The sequence below is a fragment of the Cytophagaceae bacterium ABcell3 genome (assembly GCA_030913385.1).
Taxonomy (GTDB): Bacteria; Bacteroidota; Bacteroidia; order Cytophagales; family Cytophagaceae; genus ABcell3.
In genome coordinates this window covers 1,225,071-1,252,007 of the sequence record CP133159.1, presented here as the reverse complement: position 1 = coordinate 1,252,007, position 26,937 = coordinate 1,225,071, and the positions used below count along the sequence as shown (strand labels likewise).

The window sequence follows — 26,937 nt, the reverse complement described above, 5'->3', positions numbered from 1 at the left end:
AGTTTTTAAAAATGCCAGAATCAGCCAGACAAAATAATATCAACTAAAATACTTTGCTATGAGTCAGGAAGAAAAACTCAGATATTCGGAAGAGGAACTAAAAGAATTCCAAACTATTATAGAAGACAAGCTGGAAAAAGCTAAAAAAGAGCTAAATTACATGAAAGAAGCTCTAAGCAGAAAAAATGATTCGGGCACGGATACAACAGCCGGAACATTAAAACTTCTGGAAGATGGTGCTGACACATTAGAAAAGGAAAGTTTTACGCAACTAGCGGCCAGACAGCAAAAATTTGTCCAGCAGTTAGAGAAAGCCATGGCCAGGATCAAAAATGGCACCTATGGTATATGCATCGAAACTAACAAGTTGATACCAAAAGAAAGGCTAAGAGCTGTACCTCATACACAACATTCAATAGAAGCAAAATTAAATAGAAAAGATTAATTGGACTTTCTTTCAAACCATATCGAAAGTTTAATCTTTTGCTCAAGCGATCCGCTAAAAGTAACAGAGATCAAGCAATGCCTCAATGAAATGTTTGAAGCAGAAGTTCCTGAATCCGATATTACCGAAGCGCTTGAAAATTTATTAAAAAAATACGAGCAGGACGAGTACCCATTTTGCATTTACAAAAGCGGAGGAGGATACCAGTTCCTGACAAAACCTGCATATCAGGCAAGTATCAGTATTATGTTGAAGCAGAAATCAAAAAAAAGACTGTCTACTTCAGCATTGGAAACACTTGCTATTATAGCTTATAAGCAGCCCATTTCAAAGGCTGGTATTGAACAGATCCGTGGCGTAAATTGCGATTACACGGTTCAAAAATTGCTTGAAAAAGAGCTGGTTGAAATAAAAGGCAAAGCGGATACGCCCGGCAGACCACTTTTGTACGGCACCAGTGAAAAATTTATGGACTATTTTGGAATAAATAGTTTAAAAGATCTGCCTATGCCAAAAGACTTCAAAGTTGAAGACAATGAGATAGGCGACAATAAAGAAGACTAACAAAAATTTAACTTACAGTAGCGATACTGCAAAAACTATGGCACATCAAAAAAACAGAAGAGGGGGGAAACCTGCTCAAAGAAACACCGGAAAACCAGGTTTTTCTGGAAGAAAAAACACCAAACCAGGCAAATCTGACCAAGGCAAGCCAGAAAGAAAAGTTTCCAAGCTTAGGGCGCTAAGAGAAGAGAATATCAGTCAAAAAAACAACCGTTCATCTAACTTTCGAAAATCACCAAATTTTAGAAGTAGGAGACCTGCTGCGCAAAACCTGGCCCAACAAAACAACTCAGATGAAATCCGGCTGAACAAATACATCGCCAATGCAGGTATTTGTTCCAGACGAGATGCTGACGAACTGATTATAGAAGGAAGAATTAAAGTCAATGATCAAGTTGTCAACCAATTGGGATATAAAGTAAAACCAACTGATAAGGTTCAGTATAAAAACAAGTCTTTAAGGCCAGAAAGACCTATATATTTATTGCTGAACAAGCCCAAAGACTTTATTACCACACTAGACGATCCCGACAACAGAAAAACTGTTATGGACCTGGTAGGCCGAGCTTGTAAAGAAAGGATTTTTCCAGTAGGAAGGCTAGATAGAAATACAACCGGGCTCCTACTCATGACCAACGACGGTGAATTGGCACAAAAGTTAACGCACCCTTCTAAAAGGATTAAAAAAATATACCACGTAAGGTTGTCCAGGCCAATAGCTAAAAATCACTTTGAGCTTATCAAAGCTGGCATTAATTTGGAAGACGGCCCGGTAAAGCCAGATGATATTGAAATCATATCTGCCGACAAAAAAGAATTGGGCATTGAAGTGCACGAAGGTAGAAACCGGCTCATTAGGCGTATTTTTGAGCATTTTGAGTATGATATCCAATACCTAGACCGGGTAATGTATGCCGGCCTTACCAAAAAAGACCTACCAAGAGGCAAGTTCCGCTTTTTAGATGAAAGGGAAATAGGTCACTTAAAAATGATGTCTTAAATATTTACATAAAGCGGGGTTTCTATCCCGCTTTTTTTATTTGAACCACTTCTACTTTCCGCTTTTTATTGGATATACACTTTACATCCTACCAGTATCCAGAAAGGCTATTTACGTTCCGAAACCTAAGTTTTAAAGTACTTTTAATAATTAGTTTATTATCTTTATTGCTTATTTTCAACACAGAGCAACTTTACAATGGAACAGAACTTTATTACGGATATTTTTCTTCCGCTTGCGTTGGCAATTATCATGCTTGGGATGGGGCTAGGGCTTGTACCCAATGACTTCAAAAGAGTAATAAGATATCCTAAGGCTGTTACGATTGGACTAATTAACCAGGTAATTTTACTGCCGCTCATCGCCTACCTTCTTCTCAGCATGTTCTCTTTAAAACCAGAACTTGCTGTAGGTGTAATGCTTTTATCAGCCTGCCCAGGAGGTCCGACGTCCAATCTTATCAGTCACCTCGCAAAAGGAGATGTTGCATTGTCCGTTACGCTGACCGCTGTTACCACTTTTGTTACCATGTTCAGCATTCCACTTATTGTAAATTTTTCCATTGTACACTTTATGCCATCAGGGGAAGCTGTGACCCTACCTATCGGTGGAACCATACTCAAACTGACAACCATTGCAGTTGTACCGGTAATCCTTGGCATGATGATCAAGAAGTTTGCTCCTACCCTTTCGAGAAAAGCAGACAAACCTGTTAGGATCATGTCCGCCGTTTTTCTGGTACTGATCATCGCCGGGGCTATCTTAAAGGAGAGAAGCAATGTTATGGAATATTTTGCACTGGCAGGCCCAGTTACATTACTGCTGAACATACTTACGCTTGCTACAGGCTTCTTGTCTGCAAAATTGTTTAAAGTTAACCACCGACAAAGCATAACAGTGACCGTTGAATCAGGAATACAGAATGGCACCCTAGCGATAGCCATTGGTGCTTCAATGCTGAAAAATGTACCGATGACCATTCCGCCGGCCATTTACAGCCTTATTATGTTTTTTACCGCTGGCATTGTGATAGCGCTTGCGTTGCGCAACAAAGAAATTGTTAAGCCTGCAACAACGTAGAGGCTAAGACACTAACTTCTTTAAAAAAACCGGAAGGACTTAAAAAAAACTTCCGGTTTTTCCTTTTACTGTAGTATAATCGACAAAAAAAGTATTTGAGATAAGGTCGTTTCATAAGTTATTATGCGACTGTTCTTCGCAAAATCAGACCTGTTTCCTGGAAGTATGCTATACAATTTAATGTTGGCTTAACACCCTTTCAACTAACCCGGATAATTTAAAACTTACACCTACTTTTAGCTATTTCAGGCAGTCAGACCTGAATATATATGACATCTTTGGTCAGTTTGAACTATTCAAAAGGTTTTCTACCGGTTTCACAAACATTCTACTACATCATAAATTCCATATGCATTACGTAAGGTGTCTATAAAATCACCATAACCACATTTTGGAAGTTTCCTCTCCCACCAATAGTCATTATCAAAATAGTCTTTGGTTAGAATTATACCTCTAAACTCTTCGTCATATTTTAGAACTTCTTGCTTGTATTCTTGATAATCGGGAAAGTTCTTAATATCAGGATGGTCAAGCACTTTTTGTATGATGGTTCTTATATCAACCTCATTCATATACTCCCAAACAGTCCAACTATACCCTTCCTTACACTCCTCAACGAAATCTTTCCAAAGAGATAAAGCTACCTCTGCATTACAAGAACCAGAATATCCTGCTGCACTAGAAATATATTTAAATGTATTATTAAATGTCACATTCATTCTTTAATCGCATCTAGGAAATATTTCAGCCTTTTAGAGGTCTATAAAAGTGGCCATTATCCATTTGAATTTACTTTTTTCTGTTTCTGTTTAAAAACTTTAGATGTAAGTACATTGTAAACTTGACCCACCTTATAAAACCTAACACAAAGAATGACAAAAAACAATGTAATACTGCAATAATTAGAAGATAAATGTGAAAATCACTTCCATAGTGGTAAAAAAGCACAAAGAAATACACAAACAAAATAAAAACCTGAGTAACAAAATAGTACCACCTAACTCTAACATTTTTAATTAATAGGAAGTGTAAAACCCAAGTCAATATTAGTATAATTATGGATTATGGGTCTATATGATTTACTGTGGAAAGGTGATATAATGTAGTTATTTTTACAAAATGAACAGTATCGAAATATTTCAATTGGCTTTGCAGTTAACAAAGCCTTGGTCGGTAACCGATGTTAGGTTTCAGGAAGCATCCAATGGTAAACAAGAACTTCATATAACCATTAGCTTTGAGCGTGGTTTCGTATTTGAACCAGAAAGTAAAGTTCATGATACTCAATATAGGACTTGGCGTCACCTCAATTTTTTTGAACATGAATGTTATCTTCATTGCAAAGTCCCTCGAATCAAAACAACGGATGGAAAGGTAAAAACCGTGGAAGTGCCGTGGGCTAGAAAAGGAAGTGGTTTTACTTTGTTGTTTGAGGCTTTTAGCATGGCTTTGATTGAGCGAGAGATGCCCGTGAACAAAGCAGCTGATTTAGTGAATGAGTACCCACAGCGCATATGGAATATATTTAACTACTGGATACAAATTGCCTATCGGGCAGATGATCAAAGCTCGGTGACCCAATTGGGTATTGATGAGACTTCTGTAAGAAAAGGACATGATTATGTGACCGTAGCAGCAGATTTGGCTACTCGCCGTGTGATTCATGTTACTCCAGGCAAGGATCGGCACACTATCGGAAGAATTAAAGACCATTTAAAAGCAAAGGGTGTTGAACATCTGTCAATTACCGACGCATGCATTGATATGTCTACAGGTTTTATCGCAGGCATGCTCGAACATTTTCCTAACACCTCGGTAACATTTGATAAATTTCATGTAGTCAAACTGCTTAATGAAGCTATGGACGATGTACGTAAGCGAGAAGTCCGAGAACACTCAATACTTAAAGGACACAAATACACGCTATTAAAGTCCACACACAAACTTAGCGCTAAACAGAAGCAGGACCGGCAGGTACTTATTGAACTGTTACCAACTATTGGGAAGGCTTATCGGTTAAAGACCTTATTTCAGAGCTTTTGGGAGTTTAAAACAAAAGAAGAGGGCTCTGCTTTCTTGGCTTACTGGTGTGACCTTGTTGAAGAGGAAGGCTTGTATGCCTTCAAGAAGTTTGTAAACACAATAAAGTCCCACTGGCAAGGAATTACCAATTATGTCGAGTCCCAGATTGCCAATGGTGTCATGGAAGGGATTAACAGCAAAATACAACTAGCTAAAAGAAGAGCTCGTGGATATCGGAATATTACAAATTTTATCAACATGATTTACTTTATTTCCTCTAAATTGAAATTCAATTACCCACAGTATTCCACATAGGGCCATAATTATTATTGAAAAAACTAGCCAGTTCATAAATTTAAAAAAACAAAAACAGCAGTGTTAAAAGAACTACCTAAGCACACCAACCTCTTCGTCTTCAAAAACGAGTCCTGCGTCAAAACTTCTGTGACATCAGTCCGAAACCATCTCTCCCCTGGAAGTGTAAAGCCTTCCGCAAAGTACGACTTTTCACTGTGTAAATCCCATAAACCACCGGATTCAGAAAAACTAAATTTTGCTACTTTCCTTTTTTTCATTCTGTTATCAGTAAGAACTTTCGAGATAACATACTAGCGCATCATTAAACCCCCACATTATTAACCTATCACCCAAAAGACCCAATTACGTTTTTTTGACCAAAGATCATAACTTGCACAAAATCAAAACCTAACCGTCATTGCGAGGCAAAAGGTAGCGGTGGATAAAGTTCTTTGATGAAACTTAAGCCTTTAGTTTCTTATGAAAAAATGCCGCGGCAATCTGCTGACGGTAAGCTGTACCGGTTAATTAATACTAGGATAAGCACTAAACCTGACGATGAGATTGCTTGGTCGTCACCTCTTCGCAATGACGTGAAGGGGTGATGTGCAAATTGCATATAAGCTGAATATTAATCGGTTAACCAAAACCTAATGGCGGTGTAAAAGTCTGGCAGATCCCTCGTCCCTCGGGATGACCGGTTATTATTAAGGCAGATTGTATTTGTGGAGTGTAGCAGTGATTATACCTGAAAATAAAATTATCAGCTCTTGCCGAACCCGTTCCGGCATCTGTCAGCAGTTGGCAGAAAAGCATTTCTTTATTTATGTCGCCACCTTCGGGGCTTTTATAATAGGGCAATTTTTATTTCTATAATAATATCGTCCCTTCTGGGACTCTGGCATCATTACCCCCATGATTAACCTATCACCCCGAGGATCGAGTAACTTATTTCAATTGAAAAAAAGGACGGACAAACAACAAACCGTATATCAAAATTAATCGTTAACTTTACAGAACTTCATTATTAATCCTAAACAGGTATGGCTATGGGAAACGTAATAGAAAAAGATCTACTGAGCTATATTTTAAAGCTGGAAATAGATCAGCAAAAACAAGTGTTGAGCTATGTTAAAGAGCTTTTAGAAAAGGAACGGTTGAACCAAATGGCAGATGACTCTGAAAAAGCCATTGACGAGGGGAGGGTTTTGACTATGACGGAATTTAAAGCAGAGGCAGACAAATGGATACGGGACAAGAACGCTACCAAGTAATCATTACCGAACCTGCCAAGAAATCCTATTATGAAATTTTGGAGGTTCTTTTTGATAGTTACTCTCCTGAACGCTTTGCCCAAATTGCCGAAGAGCTTTATTCCAAGCCCCATGAGTTAGAAATAATGCCAGAGAGGGGCGCATTAGAGCCTTTATTGTCTGGTCGCAAAAACCAATACAGATACTTGCTGTATCACAGGACAAAGACTATGACCATTAAAATTTTTTATCAAGTTGATCAGGCAGAAAAGAAAGTTTATGTGGCAAGGTTTTTCCCTACAGAGATGAACCCGGAGAACTTATAATCCCTTCCCTTGCAAAGAGGTTTTGCAACTTTCCTTTTTTCATTCTGTTATCAGTAAGAACTTTCGAGATAACACACGAGCGTATCATTAAATCCCTCCATAATTACCCTATCACCCCGAAAACCCAGTTACATTTTTTACCAAAGATCATAACTTTCACAAAATCAACACTTAAACGTCATTGCGAGGCAAAAGGTAGCGGTAGATAAAATTCTTTGCTTGAAACTTAAACCTTTAGTTTCCTATGAAAAAATGCCGTGGCAATCTGTTAGCGGTTTGCTGTGTCGATAAAAATATAGTGTGTTAAACACCAAACCTGACGGTGAGATTACTTCGTCGTTACCTCCTACCGATGACGTGACGCGGTAATGTGATAAATTGCATACAGTTTGAATATTAAGGAGCTAGTCAAAATATAATGACGGTGTGAAAGTCTGGCAGATCCCTCGTCCCTCGGGATGACCGGTTATAAATAAGGAAGCAATCTGGAGTGTAGCAGTACCTATACCTGAAAAATAAAATTAACAGATCTTGACGGCCCCGTTCCGGCATCTGTCAAAGTTGGCAGAAAAGCATTTCTTTATTCATGTCGCCACCTTCGGGGCTTCTTTAATAGGGCAATTTTTATTCTATAATCATATCGTCCCTTCTGGGACTCTGGCATCATTACCCCCATGATTAACCTATCACCCCGAGGCCCCAATTACATCTTTTACCAAAGATCATCTATCACAAAACCACCACTTTACCGTCATTGCGAGGCAAAAGGTAGCGGTGAACAAAGCTCTTTGCCTGAAACTTAACTCTTTAGTTTCCTATGAAAAAATGCTGCGGCAATCTGCTTGCGGTAAGCTGTACCGGTTGATTAATACAGATACAGATTACGAGATAAAGTCAAATCATATGGCAAAGACAACACAACATATACCAAAAGGAAAAATTTCGCATTCTTTTTTTGCAAAACCGTTACCCATGGACTGCTCATTCCTTTTTTCTTTAATTGAATTATTTGAAGTATTTCCATAATGTCCAATCGTTGACCTGCCATTGCTTTTTATGGCAAGACTAATAAGTATTATGGAAAGTGGCACAATGATCTCCGAAACAATGCTCAGGGGCTAGCTATAAACTGGCACAATGACGTCCGAAATAGGTGGCACAACATGGCCCGAAATGGGTGGCACAATGTTCTCCGAATTATCCACAAAAGAGCTTAAAACACTGCTCCCCATGCTATCCGTAGCTTGCAGCTACGGAACTCTAATATTTAAACAAAATACTAAATGTAGCTTATAGCTACACCGTTACCCATGGACTCAACCTCCGTTGTAGTAGCTATAAGTTATTGTACGTTGCTGTAGCTGCAGGATATAATGAACATAGTCTATAAGCTTAAAAAAAGAAACGATGTACATAAACAATTGTTTCTCTTTATTTTGACTTGAAACTTCGTTGTAACGAAGGGTAGTTTATGAATTATTATGGGATTAGCGGGGCCCTACAATAAATGGGAAAGTGTTCCTATTATTGTTATATATGAAATCACTTAATACAAAGGTCATTGGAGCATATTCATTCCAATACTCCCTTTTATTTTTCAAAAATTGTTCTATAATTCTTATTTCAAAATAATTCTGATCAGGCTTAAAATATTTGGGTTCCCATGCTATCCGTAGCTTCTAGCTACGGAAACACTAATATTAAACAAAATACAGAAGGTAGCTTGTAGCTACACCGTTACCCATAAACTCAACCTCCGTTATGATAGCGGCTGATGTCTGGCAGTGCGTTTGATAGCCACAGGCTACCTTTGGCTGTGCGTCTTTGTTTGGTAGTTCGTTGCTGTAGCTGCAAGCTACAGTAAGCGTTTAAGGGGGCAACAATTTTAAAAGAATGAGTTCATCTTAAACATTGGCAAATACATGGCTACCAAAATAATTCCAACAATAAAGCCTAAAAAAATCATCATTAAAGGTTCAATTACCGTTGTAAGAACTTTTGACTGATGCTCAATATCTTCTTCATATTGTAAAGAAATTCTACCGAAAAACTCCTCTAGCCTATTAACCTCCTCCCCTACTTTAATTAAAGAAACCATTCTTTTATGAAAAACAGGAAATTCTTGCAATGCCTCATGCAAGGGTGCACCATGTAAAATTTTACCTTCAACATGAACTAATGCTGTTTCCAATGGATAGAATGATATCATTTGACGAACCAGGTTCAATGATCTTAACAAAGGGATCTTTGCGCTTATTAATAAATGAAGCGTGTTACAAAAACGGGCAAGATAGATTTTACGCACCAACTCTCCTAAAACAGGAACCTTAAGAATAACCCTAGAACTACTTTTCTTAAACCAAGCTTTATTCCTGTTCATGTATAAGAACGCCACCACAGAGCCTATAACCAAAAAGGTTGGGAAAAAATATGTCCCAAATAAATCAGAAGCGTCCATTACAAGTTGAGTTATATAAGGGAGTTCTCCCCCAAACCTACTAAATACATCTGCAAACATTGGGACTATAACATTTAGCATAAAGACCGTAACTCCCATTGACGTTGAAAAAACTATAACAGGATATGTAAGCGCACTTACAGCTTGCCTTTTTTGTTTTATTCTTGTCTTATAATACTTGGCTAATTCATCAAGAACTTTAACAAGCTTACCAGTTTCTTCTCCAATTTCTATGCTAAACAATTCGTAATCCGAAAATACTTTTTTTGAAGCAAGTGCTTCTGACAAAGTATTCCCTCTAATAACAGATTCTTTTATAGCATTAAAAATCCCCTTATCTTTTTTATTTGATGTACTATCTAGAATAAGCTCGAGAGCTGTTTTTATATCTATACCAGCTTCCAGTAAAAGCGCTAATTCATGAAAAAAAGCTTCTTTCTTTTTATCAGACAGCTTATAAGAAAATAAAGATATTTCAGTGTTCAACAATCGAGTAATAGAACTCTCTTCAGAAGATTCTTGAACCTTCTTCTTTCTTTTGTTAATAACCGAACTTAGTTCTATTTCTGGCATCTCTAATATTGAACAGGTTGAGAGTTTAAATAAAAGTCAGGTAAGTAAACCTTCTCAAAAGAAACCTTATAAAGAGAATCCTTTGCATAGTAATCAAATTCAATGGCATCGCACACATGTCCAGGCACAAGAATCTCGTCACCTTCAAAATAACCCGACACTCCTTTATTAACCAACTTAAATGTATCAGGAACATTATTATAAAGCCTTACAATACATTCCTCAAGCCAAACGTATTTAACGCCTGAACTGGAATTGTCCATCTGAACTTGGTTTTGGTCAAGCACAGCCTTTTTGCATGTAAAAAAGTCATAGGAAAACAAAGAGTGAAACCTTATAAAATCATGCTTTTCTTTACTTTTACTAATTAAACTTTGAGTACCTTTAAAAAGGAAAAAATAGCTATTATAAGCACTTATAATGATTATCCCCGAAAGGACCATAGCTACTGTTAGCTCTAATATAGTAAATGCTCGAACATTATTTGACCAATAAAATCTCTTTTTTTTCACAAAGCTTTCTACCTTTTAAATTATAAACAATTATAACCAATTGATGCAACTGAGCACTTGGATTACCATAAGGCTCAACTTTCTGGTCTATGACAAAATCATTTATAGAAACTTTTTCATCAAAAACCCGATGCTCCCTCACGGTTTTATTAAAATATTCATCCAGTATGAGCTTTGCTTCAATAACTTCTCCTGAACTTAATACAGCAGAAACCTGTAAAAATACAGTCAGCGCTATTCCTGATACAATAGAAAGTATAGTCATGGCAATAACATTTTCTATTATAGTGGAAGCTTTTAGTTTTAGTCTAGCCATTTAATTAATTTTTTCCGTAAGCCACTTCCATAAATCACGGGAGATACATAATGAGACGAAAGAGCATATGGGTCAATTTGAGCTTCTGACAAACAATTGATGCAGTCGGCTTTTCTCCCTATAAGCTTATTAGCCGAAACGTTCCCTGCAATCATTCCTCTAAGTCTTACAAAACCTCCTGTACTGACAAACCCTTCCACATAAACACCTTCCTCAAGTATAATTAATGGTTTTTGGAAGTCGCTACTATTGTCTATAGTAAAAATAGCCCCTTTTAAAGATGAAAACTTTCCGATGCGGATATGAGGCTGAAACATGGAAGACTGGTGTTTTACATTACACAATATTGAGGGGTAAAGAAGTTTACAGTTTTCTCCGACAACAATGGAATCACGAGCAAAAACCTGCAGCGAACCTTCAAACCCTGCTTCAAAAGTAACCACGGGGGCAATAATAATAATATCATCGGTGTGAGCGCCTGCAGCAACTTTAACCTCCTTATCGCAAAAAATCACCATATTCCCTTTAATAGAATCCTTAATGTTCAGGTACTCAGTAATATGAATGTATTGAGTAGGGCCGGAAAATGAGTTAAATGAAGGAAGGTCAACGTCCACCATCCACTCTTTAACCATAAGATGACTTCCAGACAAACCAACATACTTAAGGAAAGAGGTGTCAGGCTTTGGAACTGAAGCACTACTGTTGTATAGTTTACCTTTGATTACCCCTTTAGAAGAAAAACCTACTTTTTCAAACTTTCCTTTGGGAAGATAGCAGTCTCCATTTACATATGCATCACCAAGTCTGAAAGGAACATTATGATCAGCAAGGTAAAGCGCATAATCCTTTACTAGCTTATTTTCAACACCGGATAAAAAATATTTATCAAGGCTTTTTCTATTATATTTTGAATGAACACTACAAATTTCAAAACATCCCCAAATGTTTTTTTTCACAACAACGGTATCATTAAAATCGTCAGACAAGTGAAAAAACAAACTATCGCCAGCTTCAGGAGAGTCTGAGGAAAGTGCTATATTGATCCCGCTTTTAGATAAGCTCACAAGTCGGCAGTAACTATCAAATTCCTTATACTCAAGGTTTCTGACGAGAACAAGATATAATAAAGAAGAACAAAGCGTTGAAATCATTAGAGAAATAGCTATAACTACGAAATAAGCATTACCACCTAGCTTTGTAAATAGAAAATTATATTTCACAGTATCGTATTTAGTATGTGGAATTACTTTAACTTTTTACTGTTTAGCTTTTCAGCTTTCTCTGCTTTTCTTCTTTCTTTTTTTTCCCTCCTCTTGCTCTTTTTTTCTGAGCTTGTTTTACTATCCTTTTTTTGATTATGATCCACTGATTTTCGACTCTTCCGCAATTCTTTTTCAGAAGACTTGTTTGCCTTTTTCTTTTGTTTTAGCCGGTCTACAATTTTTCCTTTGCGCGTTTTCAGCTTCCGCTTCTTTCCGTCTGAAGAATAACGCTTCACCTTACCCCGCAACTGCCCCTTTCTATACTTCCCCTCTTCTGCCAACGCCCCTTCCTCATCATAATGCCAATATTTACCTACCCTTTTACCCTTACGCCATTTTACCAAAGAAGCCAGTTTTCCGTTTTCATGCCAGCTTTTCCACACCCCATGCTTTACTCCATATATAAAATGCCCTTTTTTCTTTAGGTTGTTACTTTGATACAGTTCTGTATAATTACCATGAAGCAATTTACCAAAGTACCCTCCTTGGCTATGCTTAATATCATTAGATTTAAACCAATAATAATCTATATCATCTTTTATCTTAATCCTTTTTTGATAAGTAAGCAGGCTGGCATATTTTCTCACATCCTCGTGATTAACAATAACATTCTGACCTTCTGGCGCATATGGAGGAATCTTCTGAGAATAACATAGGGTACTACATAAAATCAATATGGATATAAGTACTTTCATCATACTACCCTTTTTTTATAAAAAAAGTCTTTCCGTTAAGTCCTACCTGAATAGAATCTCTAAAATTTTTATCAAAACTGATCCCTTTTACATTATCTCCTTCAGAAACAAAAACCTTTGAATTGTCAATTACTACAAAAGCGACTTCTTTATTAGTTTGATTATTTCTAATTAAGCCCAAATATCTAATGTCAGGGACTTTTTCTGCTTCAATAGAATGTTCCGTTATCTGCATATTTTTTTTTACTGCTACCTTTGAAACATTGTCACTTTTCTTTTTTCCCAAATACGCACTCCTACCATTAGCATAAAACCCTTTTCTAGGAGCATTTACATGAAAAGGATCTTTGTAATTCAACAACAATGCAAAGGAGTCAGCTTCGAAAGAGATAGGTGTCAAATCAACATTTTTGGTGCTAACCATATTACCACTGCTTCCTTGATTTGGAGCAAGGATTTGCCATAAGGCTACTCCCCATACCAATACAACTGCAACTAATAAAAATACTGTTACCTTTTTATTCTTCATTGTCAATAATAAAATAGCTTTCTTCAGAATACTTAGATATATTATCAGCTATATCAACAGCAGATACCCTCCAATAAATTGTATCGCCAGGCTCTGCCGAATCGAAATCATAAAAATTATTTTCCCGCTTAACAGATTCAATTTGCTCTTCGTTTTGAAAAGATTTTTTTGACCAATATAGGTTATAGCTGACTGCGCCGGACAGTTTGTTCCAAAAAATACGTACTGGCAATTTCACCTTCTGCTGGTCAAAAGGAGAAATCAAATCAGGTGGAGAGTTCTTAATTGAAAAAGTCCTAACAGAAGAAAAAGGCGTAGAATTGTCTTGATGATCTACTCCTTTTACCCTCCAATAAAATTGCCCACTGGTATTGTTAACTTTATGAAGAAGGCTGGCAATAGAGCCAGAGCTTTGAAGTACACGCTCTTCCAAAACACCCTCCCCAAATACATTGCTGACCGAGTCAATCTGTACTAAATAAGATACAGCACTCGGCATAGACTGCCATTCCAGCTTTAACTTTCCTCCCAAAAAAACAATATTATCTGGAGTTAACGGTTCTAACCGTTCATCATTAAAATTAACAGAATCAATTACAAGTTTTCTGGAAGTAAAATCCGTCATAAAAGACCCGTTTTCTCCTCTTACCCTCCATTCATAAGTACCGCTACTTAAATTTAAAAATATTTTATCCTTAGAAATCAAAGTATCAACAATAAGGTTAAGTGCATTGTTAAAGGTACCTTCGACTATCTGAACGCGATAGTTTCTTGCCCCTTCTACAACTTCCCACCAAAAGGTAATACTTCCGGTGTTATATATGTTATTTTCTACTGGCGAGATTAAACTAACTTTTTCCCCTTCAATAGAAGGTTCAAAAATCAAACTGCAAGAGCTTAAAACCAAAAGCAAAGTTGAAAAACATAATAAATAGACATTGTTAACTCTATCCATCTTTTTTAAGATTTTGAAGGTATATAATGAGTTCTAAAACCTCCCTCTTCCTTTTCCTGTCTTCCTTTTTCTCAAAAACAACAGACGCTGGACGACCGGCCTCTGTCACCTTTTCTATTTCATACAGAATTTTAAGCAAGTCCAAAAAGCCTCCTTCGATAATAATTTTATTAGTTTCAATTTTATACCCATCATGCACCTCTTCAGGAAGTGTTGGAAAATCTTTTAAGGTCAGGTTATTAGCAACACAAAACTGTCCTACTACATGAAATATATACTCACGGTTTTTGACCGAGTCAATAGTATAATTCCTAAGCTTTAAATCTATATTTTCCAGCTTTGCTTTATATGCACCTAACTGCCCTTTTGCACCTGCGGCTTCTTTTATTTCTTCTTTGAGCCTAAGATTATCAACAACCAATCCTACCGTATTACTAAATACAAAGTAATATAGCATGATAAACAGAACCGGTGACGCAATCAGAATCAACTGATTTTTCTTTTTAAATGTCAGATTTTTCAACATCGACCCATAGTTCTAATTCGAAGATACCGCTCATGGCATTGTAATCATAGTTATATTTACTAGTATGGATGTTTTTAACCCATTCAAAACTTTTCATCTTATTCAACCATGGGTTTAAAATTACAGGTGATTCACAAGTACCTTGAATTATTATAACATTATGATCAAACACTAAACTTTTGCGCTTCCTCGACAACTCCTCGTTAACAGGATTTATAGTAAAAGAAAGCAAAGCAACCTTTTCAGGAACAGTTGAAGCAATTCTGTCTGCATAAAAACTGGACATAGACTGAGACAGCCAACCTGTTTTTTTAAGAAAACTTTCCTTTTCTTCCACAGATGACTTAAGTTTTTGAAAAAGCGCAAGGTCATGGAGAAGTTGGCTATTTTCCTGCGAAAGTTTATCATTCTCGCCATTGAAATAAAGAAAACAAAAAAGATTGGCTAGAATAAAAAAACCGAACACACTCAAAACTGAAAGTTTCAAAAAATTAAATTTAATCTTTTCAAGCCACTCTTTCCTTAAAACATCGGCTTGATGAACTTGAGGCTTTAAATACTCTGTAATGGGAAGAAGAAAGTCAAACGATACTGCAAAAGATGGCAAAAGAGTTGATGGCACTTTATCATCCCCTATCTGGAAAGTGCTTTCTGATTCGCTTACCTGATAAACAATTTCCTCTATCTGATCGTCACTACCTTTTCTAAAAAGGAAGGTTCCTGACATGTATTCATTGTCTTGTATAATGGCACCAATACAAGCTCCTATTGAAGCTCCTATTGATACAGAAACTACAAAATACCCGTTACCAATAAATTCATTAATCTCTTTATCAACAACATCTTTACGAGTTATTGACACAAAAGTCCCTTTACTTGTGTATATACCACTTGTATAAAAAGAGTCTTCCTCGCCTCCTGGAAAAATTTTCTCAACCAGTTCTGACTCCTCTACTGTACCTTTAAGGCTCCTAGACAATATACCTTTACCATTAAAAACTAACACAACAGGTATATCTGTACCAATGTCATTCTTAATAGAACTCAATCCTTTTCCAGAAGCTAAAACTTTAATTTTCTTCCCTGTTTTTTCTAAAAGCACATAATTATATACGACTCCTTCTGGGGACAGAATTATTTCTACCCCTGCGACTTTTTTAATTGTAAATATTTCAGAAAAAAAAGAAGCCATATTAATAAATAATATTCGGTTTTATAAAAACCAATGTAACAGTTTTGCTTTTTGAATTGGAACGTGCGCTAAATAGCCATTTCAAAATAGGAATACGAGAAAGAATTGGAACTCCTGACCCGCCATCACTCCTTTCATATCTCTCCAAACCTCCCAATACAATCATTTCTTCGTTCCTCACTCTAATCATGGAGTTAAACTGACTAGAAGCAGAAGGTGGCGGTTGGTCATCCAGTATTTGGATAAAGTCGGAATTATTAACATCTATCTCCAGCGTTACCTGGTCATCTCCAGCCACAACTGGCAGTATAGTGATGGCTAAATTAGCCTGAACAGATTGATATTGTTTGGTAACAACCGTTTGCGGAGTCATAGACCCCATAACATTCTGTGTGGTAATACTGTAATACCGGGTACTACCAATTGACAAAGTAGCTTTATGCCCATTCAGGGTACTTAGTTTTGGAGTAGATCGTACTTCCACATTTGAATTATCTTCAAGCGCCTTCAATTTTACATAAAAATCAGGGGTAACCCTTCCTAGATTTACCGTATTGTTAGCCCCTACTATATCTAAAAATTCATTGATGGTCCTAGAACTAAATGAAAAATCTATACCAGGAAAAAGTTTACCTCCAGTCCTAACAGAATCAGACAACCCTGCTTGAAGTCCTGTAGATATGGACTTGTTCTTTCTTACGTCCATAATCAAAACATCAATAAGCACCATAGGAACCACACGGTCAATAGAGTGAATAAAAGCTTCAATTTCCTCAATTTGTGGTTGAGAACCGGTAAGCAACATACTATTAAGCTCTATAAACTCCTTAATATCAACACCATGTTTAATTTCAGCAGGAATTAATTGACTTATATCCTTGGCAGAACGATATTGAAGCTGTATCACTTTATGTGCACGCAAACCCTCCAACTTCCTTTCACCAATAAGGTAAAGTCCATTTTGAGTCTTATAAGTATACTCACTTCCCTGAAGAAGTTTCTTAAGAAAGCTATCAAAGTCTACATTTAGCACCCGCAAAGTACTATTTCCTTTAATTTCGGAAAATAAAAAATAAGAGACCCCAGATGCCGCCGCAACAGTTTTTAATGTTTCAAAAATAGGTACATTCAGCGCTTCAACAGAAATCAACGGCATGTTTAAACTATCAGCCTGAACATCCACAAGCACATCCCCGGCTCCCTCTGTTTTTTTGGCTTTTTTGGGATCCATAGGAGGAAATGGGTTGTTGAACAAAGAGGTGGCCTTTTTGGCGGAAGCAGTCACCTCAACGTCGTCGCCGTCTTCCAAAGTCTTGATTATGTAAAAATTATCTTCTGTTTTTACAACCTTGAGGCTGTTAGCCAAAACCATTTTCTGAATAGCATTGTCAAAGCTGGCTTCCTGTATATAAACAGTTACCAAACGGTCATTTAATCCCGATGAGAGGATAATGTTTTTCTTACTTTCCTGACTAATTTTTTTAACGACCCTATATAAGCTGTCCCCTTTAAGATCTAATGTAAGATTATTATTGTAAGCATTATATTTAACCTTTATTTCTTTTTCCCTAAAAGACGACTTCGGGTCAATTGGGGCATTGTAAGGATGAAAAGAAAGTATACTGCCGGTAATATCAATATCAAGATTATACTCCTTAGCCAAAAAGAGTAAGATATTGATTACTTTCTCATTTTTAAAGTTATTGTAAATCTTAAACCCGATAGAAGGGTCAACGTTGATATTCAGGTCATTTGCTTCGGCCAATCCCATTAGGAAGTCCTGTATAGAGGCACCATATACAGAGAAGTCTACTTTTTCATTTAACCCTTTGTTGTGTAGGGCTATCTCCTGCAACTGCATTTCCAGCTGCTTGATCCTTTGCTCACCAACAGACTGCCCATAAGAAGTCATCGATCGTATACAGATGGACAACCAAACAAACAGCCATAAAAAAATAAAACGTCTCAAAACTAGTAGTTTATTAATAAAGGATAAATCTCTTCAACTGTTGTTAAACCTTCTTCAAAAAGCTCAAAAGCATTTTCTCCAAGAGTTTTAATGCCTTTTTCTTTCAGATAGTCAGAAATACTAAAAGTTCCACTTTTAATCCGTTCCGATAAGACAAAGTCCACAGTAATTACTTCATAAACAGCCTTACGCCCTTTGTAACCTGTATAATGACACTCACTACAACCGATTGGCCTATAATGAAAAGCTATATTTTTAGGAGGTTTAAAACTGGCAGGATATAAATCATCAGAAAATTCTGCTTTGCTTTTACAGTTGTTGCACAGAATTTTCACCAAACGCTGTGCAACAGAAGTGTTTAGGGTACTGGCCACTAAAAAAGAAGGGATACCCATATCAACAAGCCTAGACACAGTTCCCCATGCAGAGTTTGTGTGAATAGTAGACAGCACAAGGTGGCCTGTCAAAGATGCCCTAATAGCCATGGTGGCCGTATCTGCATCCCTTATTTCACCAACCATTATCACATCTGGGTCTTGACGCAAAAAAGTACGTAACGCACTCCCAAAGGTCAAGCCAAGTGCTTCTTTTAACTGAACTTGATTTATACCTTCCAGCGTGTATTCAATAGGATCCTCAATAGTTACTATATTCCTTTTAACTTCATTCAGCAGTTTTAAAGTAGCATACAAAGTGGTGGTTTTGCCAGATCCTGTAGGGCCACTGATTAACAGCAGGCCATGAGGGCGTTTCGCTCCTTCTAAATAGTTATTTAAATCTTTAGGAGAAAACCCAAGCTTATTTATATCGATATTGGTTGCGTCATTGCTTAACAAACGCATTACAATCTTTTCGCCATGCAGCGTAGGCAAAACAGATACCCGTATATCAAATCTGTTCTTTTTATAGTTGAAGAATATCCTTCCATCCTGAGGCAGCCTTTTCTCTGCAATATCAAGATTAGACATTATCTTAATCTTATTGACCAAAGAAGGGTAGTCTTTCTTTTCAAGAAAACATCGTTCAGTAAGCATGCCATCAATCCTAACCCGCACTCTGCAAACATCTTCATAGACTTCAATATGGATATCACTACTTTTGAAATTTTTCGCTTCTAAAATAAGCTGATAGACAAAATCTTCTGAATTCCCGGAAAAACTGAGTTTAGAAGACGACTCTTCCTTTCTATAGTACTTGCCTAGAGACTTTTGAAAAAAGTCACTATCAACAACCTCTATTGAAATAAACTTGCCAAAAAGCATTTCAAGTTCTTCAAGTAAATTATTGTCCGGTTGTAGATCGGAAAAAAAAATGATAGATGTCACCGAACTTTCTTTAGGAATAATCCGGTATTTCCATGCCTGCTCAGAGGATAATAGCTGAACCAATTCAGTTTTTATTTCGAGGAACTCTTGATTCATTGCTGCATAAAATAAAGTAGCCATTCCTCATTCATAGGCAAGTTGTACATCTGAGACAAAATTCCTATCAATATCAAAAGAACTCCCTGAAGTCCAGCGAGAGGGATACTATTAGACAACCTTGGCAAAATAAGGACGAGCAGAAACACAGATACTAAAGACACGTTGAAAAACAAAATGAAATTTACTGGAGAAAAACACATAGCCACGATAAGGAAAAACAGCAAATCCCCAGCCCCTATCAGATTGTGCGCAAGATTAATGAGTTTTCTTCTTTTGAATGAGAAGTATATTGTTACTAATGAATAGACAATGATTAGGTATAATAAATTAATCCCAAAGTTAGAAGCCAGCAAATAAACCTTGCCATCTATCGCCTCAGCAAGCACCAATAAAAAAGCGAGTATGGGAAACAAAATCCAATATACCGCCCTGTATTTAAAGTCCTGATATACTAAAATCATGACTAGGACCGCTGCTAAAATTTGCAGGAGCAAATGCATGGTTCCTTCAGTCTTTAGTTACCTCCACAAGGTTCCTCTTTTCATCTATCTCCCACACATTATAGACCCCGTCACCATCAAAGTCCACTACAGCAGTTGCACGTGCCGTAAACCCAGTTGGGGATGCATTGATCACTTCAATCCGATAATTAGCTTTACCATTGTCACTTTCCGTAACCAAGGCTTCTTGTTCAAACCCTATGGCATCCAGATTATTTCCATACTTAGAGTACTCATAAAAGTAAGTTTTCTGAAGGGTAAACACATGCTCAAGCTGAGTCTTTGCCTCAAGGCTTTTTGCCTTAGTTATCATTGGCATTAAAACAGGAATAGCTATAGAGGCTATAATTCCAATAATCAATAAGGCTACCAAGGTTTCTTGAAGTGTTACAGCCTTAAGTTTAGAATTGAATTTAAAAGCAATCATTTTTTATATCATATTTCTTCAAAGTTAACGAACATAATGTTCAAATTCAATATTTGACAAAAAATAATTAAAGTGTACCTTAGCAAGATTAATAAGACATTGAGCATGATTAAACAGACACTCAAACAGATAAACAACACCAAAAATATACCTAAAGCCAAGAAAAAATTACCTTACACTCTTAATAAAACACAACATCAAAAGAAAGAAAACAAAAGAAAGACTAAAACAGAAAATATAATTATTTAAATATTTCACAATCTATTTCATAGAATAGCAAGGCTACAACAGATTAAATATTACTTAAAAACACATAACATTATAAAACATGCTAGCAAAGAAGGAAAAGACCTTCCCTACAATATTTTCAAAAAGACAAAATAACTTACATGTAAAATTTAATTACCTCACAATTAATGGCTATATATCATTTCGACATCTACTCGCCTTTAACAAGGGTGCATAAGGCAATAAAAACAGGCTTTCATGCTATTTTAAAAAAAACTCCATCAATCGTTTCTCTAAGTCTAACTGTAATTTTAGCCTGTGCGGCCTTTACCTCTCAAGCCCAGCTCGAAAACATCCCTCTGGTTTCAGTAAGAGGAGAAGCGGTGGTTAAAGTTTTACCAGACCATGCGATTATAACTGTCAATGTTCCGAAACAAGTATTTAAGGCCAATCTGCACCCAGCTAGTTACCCCACGTTGTTCCAAACCGAAAACAACCAAATAAGAATGGCAGGTGTAAATGATATAGATATCGTATATCCCATAGAACAAATATTTTCCACAGACAGCATGCTGTTCATCCAAAAAGATTATATCTTGTCAGTCAAAGACATCAACAAGCTCGGCAGAGTTGTTTTTGAGCTTCTTAGAAGAGGCTTTCGAAACTTTGAGATAAGCTACCGTTCCACGGCTATTCAAGAACATAAAAGGGAAGCCCGAAATTTAGCCATTGAAAACGCCCGCCAAAAAGCAGTTGCCTATATCAAGGGGACAGGTCAAGCCCTCGGAAGTATCCATAGCATAACAGAGCTAGAGATACCGCCTATCAACTATTATACATCCAAAGAAATATATAGTGAACAAGAGCTAAAAGGCGAATCATACATTTACAATCCAGGACACATCTCAATTCCTTGTTTTGTTGATGTAAGCTTTGATTTAATTAAATAGAACCTGCGGATCAAATTACCTTGCTGAAGCTTCAAGCACCAGTGATGTGTAAAAGAAGAAGGTGATAGAAATAACTAGTATAAAAATAATGATAGCCCGGAAAAAATTTCAACTCCCTCCTGCATCGGGATGACCATAGCTTTTAGCCATGCTACCCGTAATGCCTACGAAAATACCTAGTATTTAAGGCTAAATGCCAAATGTAGCTTATACCTACAACTATAACTTAACAATAAAATGAAACTTATAAACCATAAAAACAACAAATCAATTTTGTTAATACTTCTAATTTTCTTATGTACCACTGCCTTCGGTCAGGAAAAATTCCCCAATTACAGCCTTATTAAAGGCGAACGTATAAAATACGAAGGACACAAAACTTCTAAAATTATAGGCAGTGATGGTTTACGACTTTTTATGCAGAGAAAAGATATGTTCAAGGATATTGTGATTTTTGAATGTTTTGACAAAAACATGCAACTGATAAAATCCCAAACAATAGAAGGTTTTCCTGGTGACGTAGCAAGACGTATTGAATTCTCAGTATACTTCAACGATCAAATACTTGTCTTTACTTCACATTATAATGAAGAGCTTAAAAAAGGTCGTATCTTTCTCGAAACACTCAATAAAGAAACTTTACTTCCTAACAATGACCTAAAGGAAATAGGAGAAATAAAAACCTATACGCTACTCAAGAAAGATAATTTAAATTATAGAATCTCAAAAAATAAAAAGTTTTTGATGGTCTATAACCACCCGTATGAATTAAGTAAAATAAAGAACCCAATAGTCCTTTACACCTTTAATAAAGACTTGGAAACAACCCAGAACTATTTGTCCGCAGAAAAACCTTTCCAGGTTAAGTGCGCAAAAGTTGACGACCACGGGAGTTCCTTCTTTCTTCTAAATACATCTGATACAATAAAATCAACAGGAGACGCTGTAATCATGTCAGTTGATACTAGCGGGCAGGAACATTCCTATACCATTTCGCCAAAGGCCAAATATCTTAACAACTTAAGACTCGCCATTGGGAACAACAATGACCTCATTTGTGCAGGTTTTTATTCGACCAATGACCCTAAGGAGATGGAAGGACCTTATGTAACAAGTTTTGATATAGATACAAAGAAACAAATAGGGGAAGCTTATGAAGCGTTTAGCATTGAGTTTATTGCTCAAAATGAGAAAAAAGGTTATAAACGGAAGCTTATGAAAAAAGCAGAAAAAGGCAAGAAAAAAGAGGTCACTTCTTATAAGTTAGATGATATCAAACTAAGGAAAAATGGAGAGGTATTGCTTATTGGTGAATACTACTATTCCACTAAAGTAACCTACAGAATAGATGGCGAGGGGCGTGTGCGCCCCTTTAACTCCAGGTTCCACAATTATAGGGAAATTTTTATCATAAACCTGTCTCCGGAAGGCTCGATTCTCTGGGCTAGAAAAATACCGAAAAATCAAGATGCGATCGGAATCCATGATAGGGCATCATACACAAAACTTTTCGTCAATGACAATCTTTTCTTTTTTTACAATGATCTAAAAGGAAACTTAAAGAAACTTGAAAGAAATAGGATGTGCTCTACGAATGATAACAAAAGAAATTCACTGGCTATGGCTGTGGTAGATGCCCAAGGGCAGCTTTCAATCAAAGAGTTGTTCAATAACAAAAAATTTTCTGTTGTAACAATTCCAAAAGTTTCAAAACCAATCTCTGATAACCAAATCATTCTTTCAGGAGAATATTGGAAGTATAAAAGACTGGCTTCTGTGACTATACCGGAATAACCGTAGGGTAATTCGTTTGGTAGCCGCAAGCTACCTTTAGCAATGCGGCCGTTGCCGTAGCTGCAAGCTACAGTGAGCGTAGAGGGGGCAGGCTAAAATCTGTCCTCCAAGCTATCCATAGTTCCAGCTACGGAACAAAGGCCCCTCCCAAGATATCCGTAGCTTCTGCTACACGAATAATACTCCCTCTCACTGATAACCGTAGCTTCCAGCTACGGAACACAAGTATATTATTGACGAAATACTCAAGATGCAACCGGAAACCATGATAAGGCATCATACACAAAGCTTTTTGCAAATGATAATCTTTTCTTTTTTTACAATGATCTAAAAGGAAACCAAGATATCCGTAGCTTCTGATAGTATGTTGCTGTAGCTGCAAGCTACAGTGAGCGTTTAAGGTTGAAAAGAGAAACAGGAAATACAAATACCTGTTTCTCTTTATTTTAACCCGAAACTTCGTTGTAACGAAGGTTGGTTTATTAAATTATTGTGGGATTAGCGGCGTAAGGTTGTGGATGTACAGACCATGTTGGTTATAGTACAACATGTTGCCATCGCCACTAAAGTCTATAATACTCCCTTTGTCTGGCAGTACGTTTCTGTAGCCACAGGCTACAGTGAGCGTAGGGCTACAGTGAGCGTTTAAGGTTGAAAGAGAAACAGGATATAAAAAAGATAAAGACAATTATTCAATATATATAAGCTATTTCAAGCATACTTTCCATACCAGCATATGCAGAGGCACTGGAATAGGTATAATCTTCTGCTTTATATACCAAACCAGCCCAGTTTCCAGCTACGGAACAAAGGCCCCTCCCAAGATATCCGTAGCTTCTGCTACACGAATAATACTCCCTCTCACTGATAACCGTAGCTTCCAGCTACGGAACACAAGTATATTATTGACGAAATACTCAAGATGCAACCGGAAACCATGATAAGGCATCATACACAAAGCTTTTTGCAAATGATAATCTTTTCTTTTTTTACAATGATCTAAAAGAAAACCAAGATATCCGTAGCTTCTGATAGTATGTTGCTGTAGCTGCAAGCTACAGTGAGCGTTTAAGGTTGAAAAGAGAAACAGGAAATACAAATACCTGTTTCTCTTTACTTTAACCCGAAACTTCGTTGTAACGAAGGTTGGTTTATTAAATTATTGTGGGATTAGCGGGATTAATTCTATAATCCTGAAAATTCTGATTCAGACAAAAAAACCGGAAAGCCTCTCAAAAAGACCTTCCGGTTTCTCATTTTCTTTTTTTCTCAACTCTCGTTACGCAAGCTACAAGCTTGCAATGTTTTAGGTCTAAGATACGCTATCGCTAGTCTTAGACCAGTGGGGCCCGGTAGCGGATCAACTGACAAGAACCTACCTATTCTTGCATCAGTCTTGTTATTTTATTTTAACTAAATCCATCCCGCCACATCTAACAGCAAAAGCCTTGTTGTACTTTGTATCAGCTTTTAAACAATTAATTATTTTATTTAATTTGGACATATTAGCACAGGTGTTAAAAGAAATAACTCTTAAACTTTTTCCTTTAGTATCTAAGCATATAACCTTACCAGGTTTAAAAAAGCCAAACAGTCTATTTTCTTTTAGGTTATCAAAAGTTCTTGATTCACAGTAATTAAGAAGCTTATCATATGAAACATCTGCATAATCATCTTCATATTCTATATCTAAATAAGATTCATTTAAGTTGACAATCGTATCCCCTTGAAAAGGCTCTTTTACATTAGAACCACAAACAGTTATCGTATTAGCTGACATAACACTTTCTGAACAAAAGTATTTCTTTAATACACCCTCATTTCCCTTCTCAAATATTTTTTCAACCTGAACATTCGTTTCACAAGTTTTCTTTCCCAAAAACATTATATCGTCAACGTAAACAAACCCGAATAAAAGCGGTGTGCTAGCTAAAATCAAACCAATAATTATTTTTTTTATCATATTTTTTCAAGCTCTATCTTCCTTTATGGATCTATTGGATTAGCACCAACAACTATAACTTGAGCACCATAACGAGTGGTAGCAGCCCCATTACTGTAATTTATAGACCCCGCCCCATTGTAATCCATATAGCTAAATCCTGTTATATTTCCATTTGAATCAAAATTATAATGATTGAAAATAATGCTATGTCCTCCATTTGCAAAATTATTTTGATTTGCGGCTTGGAAAGTATCATAACTATTCCAGTATTGCAATGCTGCCCCTTTTTGTAACTGACCTAACCAAACTCCGTCATTGTCAACTAAAGCTCCATACCCATTATTAGCAAGTGCCCCACCTACTCCGTACCCCCTGTACTGATTAGGTATACTATGTAATATTGTTCCCGACAACCTATAATCAACAGTTCTTGTATTCAGACTAATTGCATTGTTTATCCCTTCATCAGCAAAAGCTTGGTTGATTCTTGCCATAGAAACAGCAAAACACATACCTTGACAGTTTTGATATTGATTTGCTACCGCCCAAGATTGTCCAGGATTAGACCACAATGGAGGAGCGCTATATCCAGCAGGTGTTTGTGGTAAGCTTTCAATATTACTTATAAGCCTTAATCCTACTCTCGTTTCTTCAGTTAATTGTTCTGCTCTCGTTCCTTCCGCACTCCATCCATCATTTCCATAATACATATGCTGACCTAAATCAAAATATTGACATTGACTTCCGTTAATATCAATCATAGATACATTATCAAAAGTTTGATCGCCCAATGAAAAACTATATGTACCGTCATCATTTCTGTGTTGCTCAGGATCAATACCTGCATCATTTACAGAAACATATTCCAGCCATTCCAATTCAATACCATCAATAACTCTATTTTCGCTAAAAGCATAAGGTGAATTCCAAGGATATTCAGGCGCTAACGGGAAGAAGCTCCTACTCCTTCACGAACAACTACTTTAAATTGTCGACCTTCTTTCTGTACTGTGAAGTTATCAGCTATTTCCTGATCAGGATTAGCGCCGCGGAAAAGCAGCAATTAATTCTTTTTCTAATTTTCTATTTACACTTTTATAATCACAATTATTTATGAAGTTATACACAAATATACTATCAGCCGTATAATTAATTAAGTCTTGCTGTTTACAAGATTTACCAGTTTTAAGAAAATGAATGCCACTATAAGAATTACAAATAACCCTTATAGAATCCAGATTATACAAGCCCCGAATATGGTCTGAGTATTTTTCAACAAAATAGTCTCCATTTATCTTTTCAAAAAAACTATCATTAAGTACCTCCCAACTATCATTGGAGATAAAAGTGTTGTTATTAAACCATAAGGTATCATACCAATCAGTAAACTTAAAAAAAACAGTATCACCACCTACAACAACATAAGGATCAAGATTAATAGTTTTAATTTCATAAAATTGAGGTTCAACATATTGCCCAAATACATTTACAGACTTTAGAGAGTCGAAAATTAAATAAGAATTTGAAATTAGACTAAGACAATCACAAGGAGATTTAGCCTTAATACAGTTTAAATATTCTAAAGAAACCCAATTGCTTTTAATTTTTGGCTCGTCATTTACAGAACTGCAACCAAGCAAAAAAAACACAATATATAGGCATAATATAAAACCTTTAACCATTTGAACCTTT

General features: G+C 36.5%; 27 protein-coding genes. 9 read left to right on the top strand and 18 right to left on the bottom strand.

Annotated features, from left to right (window positions below):
* The first annotated feature begins 58 nt into the window (after positions 1-58).
* The 4 genes from RCC89_05180 to RCC89_05165 all read left to right on the top strand — a co-directional run bounded on the left by RCC89_05180 (position 59) and on the right by RCC89_05165 (position 3,089).
* On the top strand, positions 59-445 hold the full coding sequence (locus RCC89_05180; protein ID WMJ72555.1) for a TraR/DksA C4-type zinc finger protein: 387 nt from the start codon (positions 59-61) through the stop codon (positions 443-445).
* On the top strand, positions 446-1,009 hold the full coding sequence (gene scpB, locus RCC89_05175) for an SMC-Scp complex subunit ScpB (GenBank protein WMJ72554.1): 564 nt from the start codon (positions 446-448) through the stop codon (positions 1,007-1,009).
* 37 nt (positions 1,010-1,046) lie between these two features.
* On the top strand, positions 1,047-2,009 hold the full coding sequence (locus RCC89_05170) for a pseudouridine synthase (GenBank protein WMJ72553.1): 963 nt from the start codon (positions 1,047-1,049) through the stop codon (positions 2,007-2,009).
* Between the two features lie 198 nt (positions 2,010-2,207).
* Positions 2,208-3,089, top strand: a complete 882-nt coding sequence (locus RCC89_05165) for a bile acid:sodium symporter family protein (GenBank protein WMJ72552.1) — start codon at positions 2,208-2,210, stop codon at positions 3,087-3,089.
* 317 nt (positions 3,090-3,406) lie between these two features.
* Here RCC89_05165 and RCC89_05160 read toward each other — a convergent pair whose 3' ends face one another.
* Positions 3,407-3,808, bottom strand: a complete 402-nt coding sequence (locus RCC89_05160; GenBank protein WMJ72551.1) for a hypothetical protein — start codon at positions 3,806-3,808, stop codon at positions 3,407-3,409.
* 400 nt (positions 3,809-4,208) lie between these two features.
* On the opposite strand from RCC89_05160, the gene RCC89_05155 reads away from it, so the two are divergent.
* From RCC89_05155 to RCC89_05145, 3 genes are all read left to right on the top strand, one after another.
* Complete coding sequence (locus RCC89_05155; protein WMJ72550.1) at positions 4,209-5,426, top strand: ISL3 family transposase; 1,218 nt, start codon at positions 4,209-4,211, stop codon at positions 5,424-5,426.
* Between the two features lie 1,031 nt (positions 5,427-6,457).
* Positions 6,458-6,682 (top strand): hypothetical protein, encoded by a 225-nt coding sequence (locus RCC89_05150; protein ID WMJ72549.1) that lies wholly within the window; start codon positions 6,458-6,460, stop codon positions 6,680-6,682.
* Positions 6,652-6,987, top strand: a complete 336-nt coding sequence (locus RCC89_05145; GenBank protein ID WMJ72548.1) for a hypothetical protein — start codon at positions 6,652-6,654, stop codon at positions 6,985-6,987. The genes RCC89_05150 and RCC89_05145 overlap by 31 nt, the downstream gene beginning before the upstream one ends.
* 1,885 nt (positions 6,988-8,872) lie before the next feature.
* Here the strand turns inward: RCC89_05145 and RCC89_05140 are convergent.
* The 13 genes from RCC89_05140 to RCC89_05080 form a co-directional block, all read right to left on the bottom strand.
* Entirely contained in the window at positions 8,873-10,018 is a 1,146-nt protein-coding gene (locus tag RCC89_05140; protein ID WMJ72547.1) for a type II secretion system F family protein, read from the bottom strand.
* 2 nt (positions 10,019-10,020) lie between these two features.
* Entirely contained in the window at positions 10,021-10,530 is a 510-nt protein-coding gene (locus RCC89_05135; GenBank protein WMJ72546.1) for a prepilin-type N-terminal cleavage/methylation domain-containing protein, read from the bottom strand.
* Entirely contained in the window at positions 10,499-10,846 is a 348-nt protein-coding gene (locus RCC89_05130; GenBank protein WMJ72545.1) for a hypothetical protein, read from the bottom strand. Before RCC89_05130 ends, RCC89_05135 begins: the two co-directional genes overlap by 32 nt.
* Positions 10,834-12,069, bottom strand: coding sequence for a hypothetical protein (locus RCC89_05125; protein WMJ72544.1), 1,236 nt, complete (start codon positions 12,067-12,069; stop codon positions 10,834-10,836). Before RCC89_05125 ends, RCC89_05130 begins: the two co-directional genes overlap by 13 nt.
* Before the next feature lie 23 nt (positions 12,070-12,092).
* Positions 12,093-12,809: a hypothetical protein gene (locus RCC89_05120; GenBank protein ID WMJ72543.1), complete on the bottom strand. Its 717-nt coding sequence runs from the start codon at positions 12,807-12,809 to the stop codon at positions 12,093-12,095.
* A 1-nt stretch (position 12,810) separates the two neighbouring features.
* Positions 12,811-13,335 carry a hypothetical protein gene (locus RCC89_05115; protein WMJ72542.1) on the bottom strand — a complete coding sequence of 175 codons (525 nt, stop codon included), beginning with the start codon at positions 13,333-13,335 and terminating at the stop codon, positions 12,811-12,813.
* On the bottom strand, positions 13,325-14,221 hold the full coding sequence (locus RCC89_05110) for a hypothetical protein (GenBank protein WMJ72541.1): 897 nt from the start codon (positions 14,219-14,221) through the stop codon (positions 13,325-13,327). Before RCC89_05110 ends, RCC89_05115 begins: the two co-directional genes overlap by 11 nt.
* A 61-nt stretch (positions 14,222-14,282) precedes the next feature.
* Positions 14,283-14,816, bottom strand: a complete 534-nt coding sequence (locus RCC89_05105) for a hypothetical protein (GenBank protein ID WMJ72540.1) — start codon at positions 14,814-14,816, stop codon at positions 14,283-14,285.
* Positions 14,794-16,008: a hypothetical protein gene (locus tag RCC89_05100; GenBank protein WMJ72539.1), complete on the bottom strand. Its 1,215-nt coding sequence runs from the start codon at positions 16,006-16,008 to the stop codon at positions 14,794-14,796. The genes RCC89_05105 and RCC89_05100 overlap by 23 nt, the downstream gene beginning before the upstream one ends.
* A gap of 1 nt (position 16,009) precedes the next feature.
* Entirely contained in the window at positions 16,010-17,977 is a 1,968-nt protein-coding gene (locus RCC89_05095) for a hypothetical protein (GenBank protein WMJ72538.1), read from the bottom strand.
* Positions 17,978-17,979: 2 nt separating this feature from the next.
* Positions 17,980-19,422, bottom strand: a complete 1,443-nt coding sequence (locus tag RCC89_05090) for a GspE/PulE family protein (GenBank protein ID WMJ72537.1) — start codon at positions 19,420-19,422, stop codon at positions 17,980-17,982.
* Complete coding sequence (locus tag RCC89_05085; protein WMJ72536.1) at positions 19,395-19,862, bottom strand: hypothetical protein; 468 nt, start codon at positions 19,860-19,862, stop codon at positions 19,395-19,397. Before RCC89_05085 ends, RCC89_05090 begins: the two co-directional genes overlap by 28 nt.
* A gap of 46 nt (positions 19,863-19,908) precedes the next feature.
* Positions 19,909-20,328 (bottom strand): hypothetical protein, encoded by a 420-nt coding sequence (locus tag RCC89_05080; GenBank protein WMJ72535.1) that lies wholly within the window; start codon positions 20,326-20,328, stop codon positions 19,909-19,911.
* A 416-nt stretch (positions 20,329-20,744) separates the two neighbouring features.
* Between RCC89_05080 and RCC89_05075 the strand changes: the two genes are divergently transcribed.
* Together RCC89_05075 and RCC89_05070 are read left to right on the top strand one after the other, a co-directional pair.
* On the top strand, positions 20,745-21,506 hold the full coding sequence (locus RCC89_05075; protein WMJ72534.1) for an SIMPL domain-containing protein: 762 nt from the start codon (positions 20,745-20,747) through the stop codon (positions 21,504-21,506).
* Between the two features lie 237 nt (positions 21,507-21,743).
* Positions 21,744-23,300 (top strand): hypothetical protein, encoded by a 1,557-nt coding sequence (locus tag RCC89_05070; protein WMJ72533.1) that lies wholly within the window; start codon positions 21,744-21,746, stop codon positions 23,298-23,300.
* Positions 23,301-23,787: 487 nt separating this feature from the next.
* Here the strand turns inward: RCC89_05070 and RCC89_05065 are convergent, their stop codons facing one another.
* The 4 genes from RCC89_05065 to RCC89_05050 all read right to left on the bottom strand — a co-directional run bounded on the left by RCC89_05065 (position 23,788) and on the right by RCC89_05050 (position 26,927).
* Positions 23,788-23,988, bottom strand: a complete 201-nt coding sequence (locus RCC89_05065) for a hypothetical protein (GenBank protein ID WMJ72532.1) — start codon at positions 23,986-23,988, stop codon at positions 23,788-23,790.
* Between the two features lie 711 nt (positions 23,989-24,699).
* A complete protein-coding gene (locus tag RCC89_05060; GenBank protein WMJ72531.1) occupies positions 24,700-25,263 on the bottom strand; it encodes a hypothetical protein in 564 nt (187 codons plus the stop codon).
* A 23-nt stretch (positions 25,264-25,286) separates the two neighbouring features.
* Entirely contained in the window at positions 25,287-26,123 is an 837-nt protein-coding gene (locus tag RCC89_05055) for a hypothetical protein (protein WMJ72530.1), read from the bottom strand.
* Positions 26,124-26,285: 162 nt separating this feature from the next.
* On the bottom strand, positions 26,286-26,927 hold the full coding sequence (locus tag RCC89_05050; GenBank protein ID WMJ72529.1) for a hypothetical protein: 642 nt from the start codon (positions 26,925-26,927) through the stop codon (positions 26,286-26,288).
* Between the last annotated feature and the right edge of the window lie 10 nt (positions 26,928-26,937).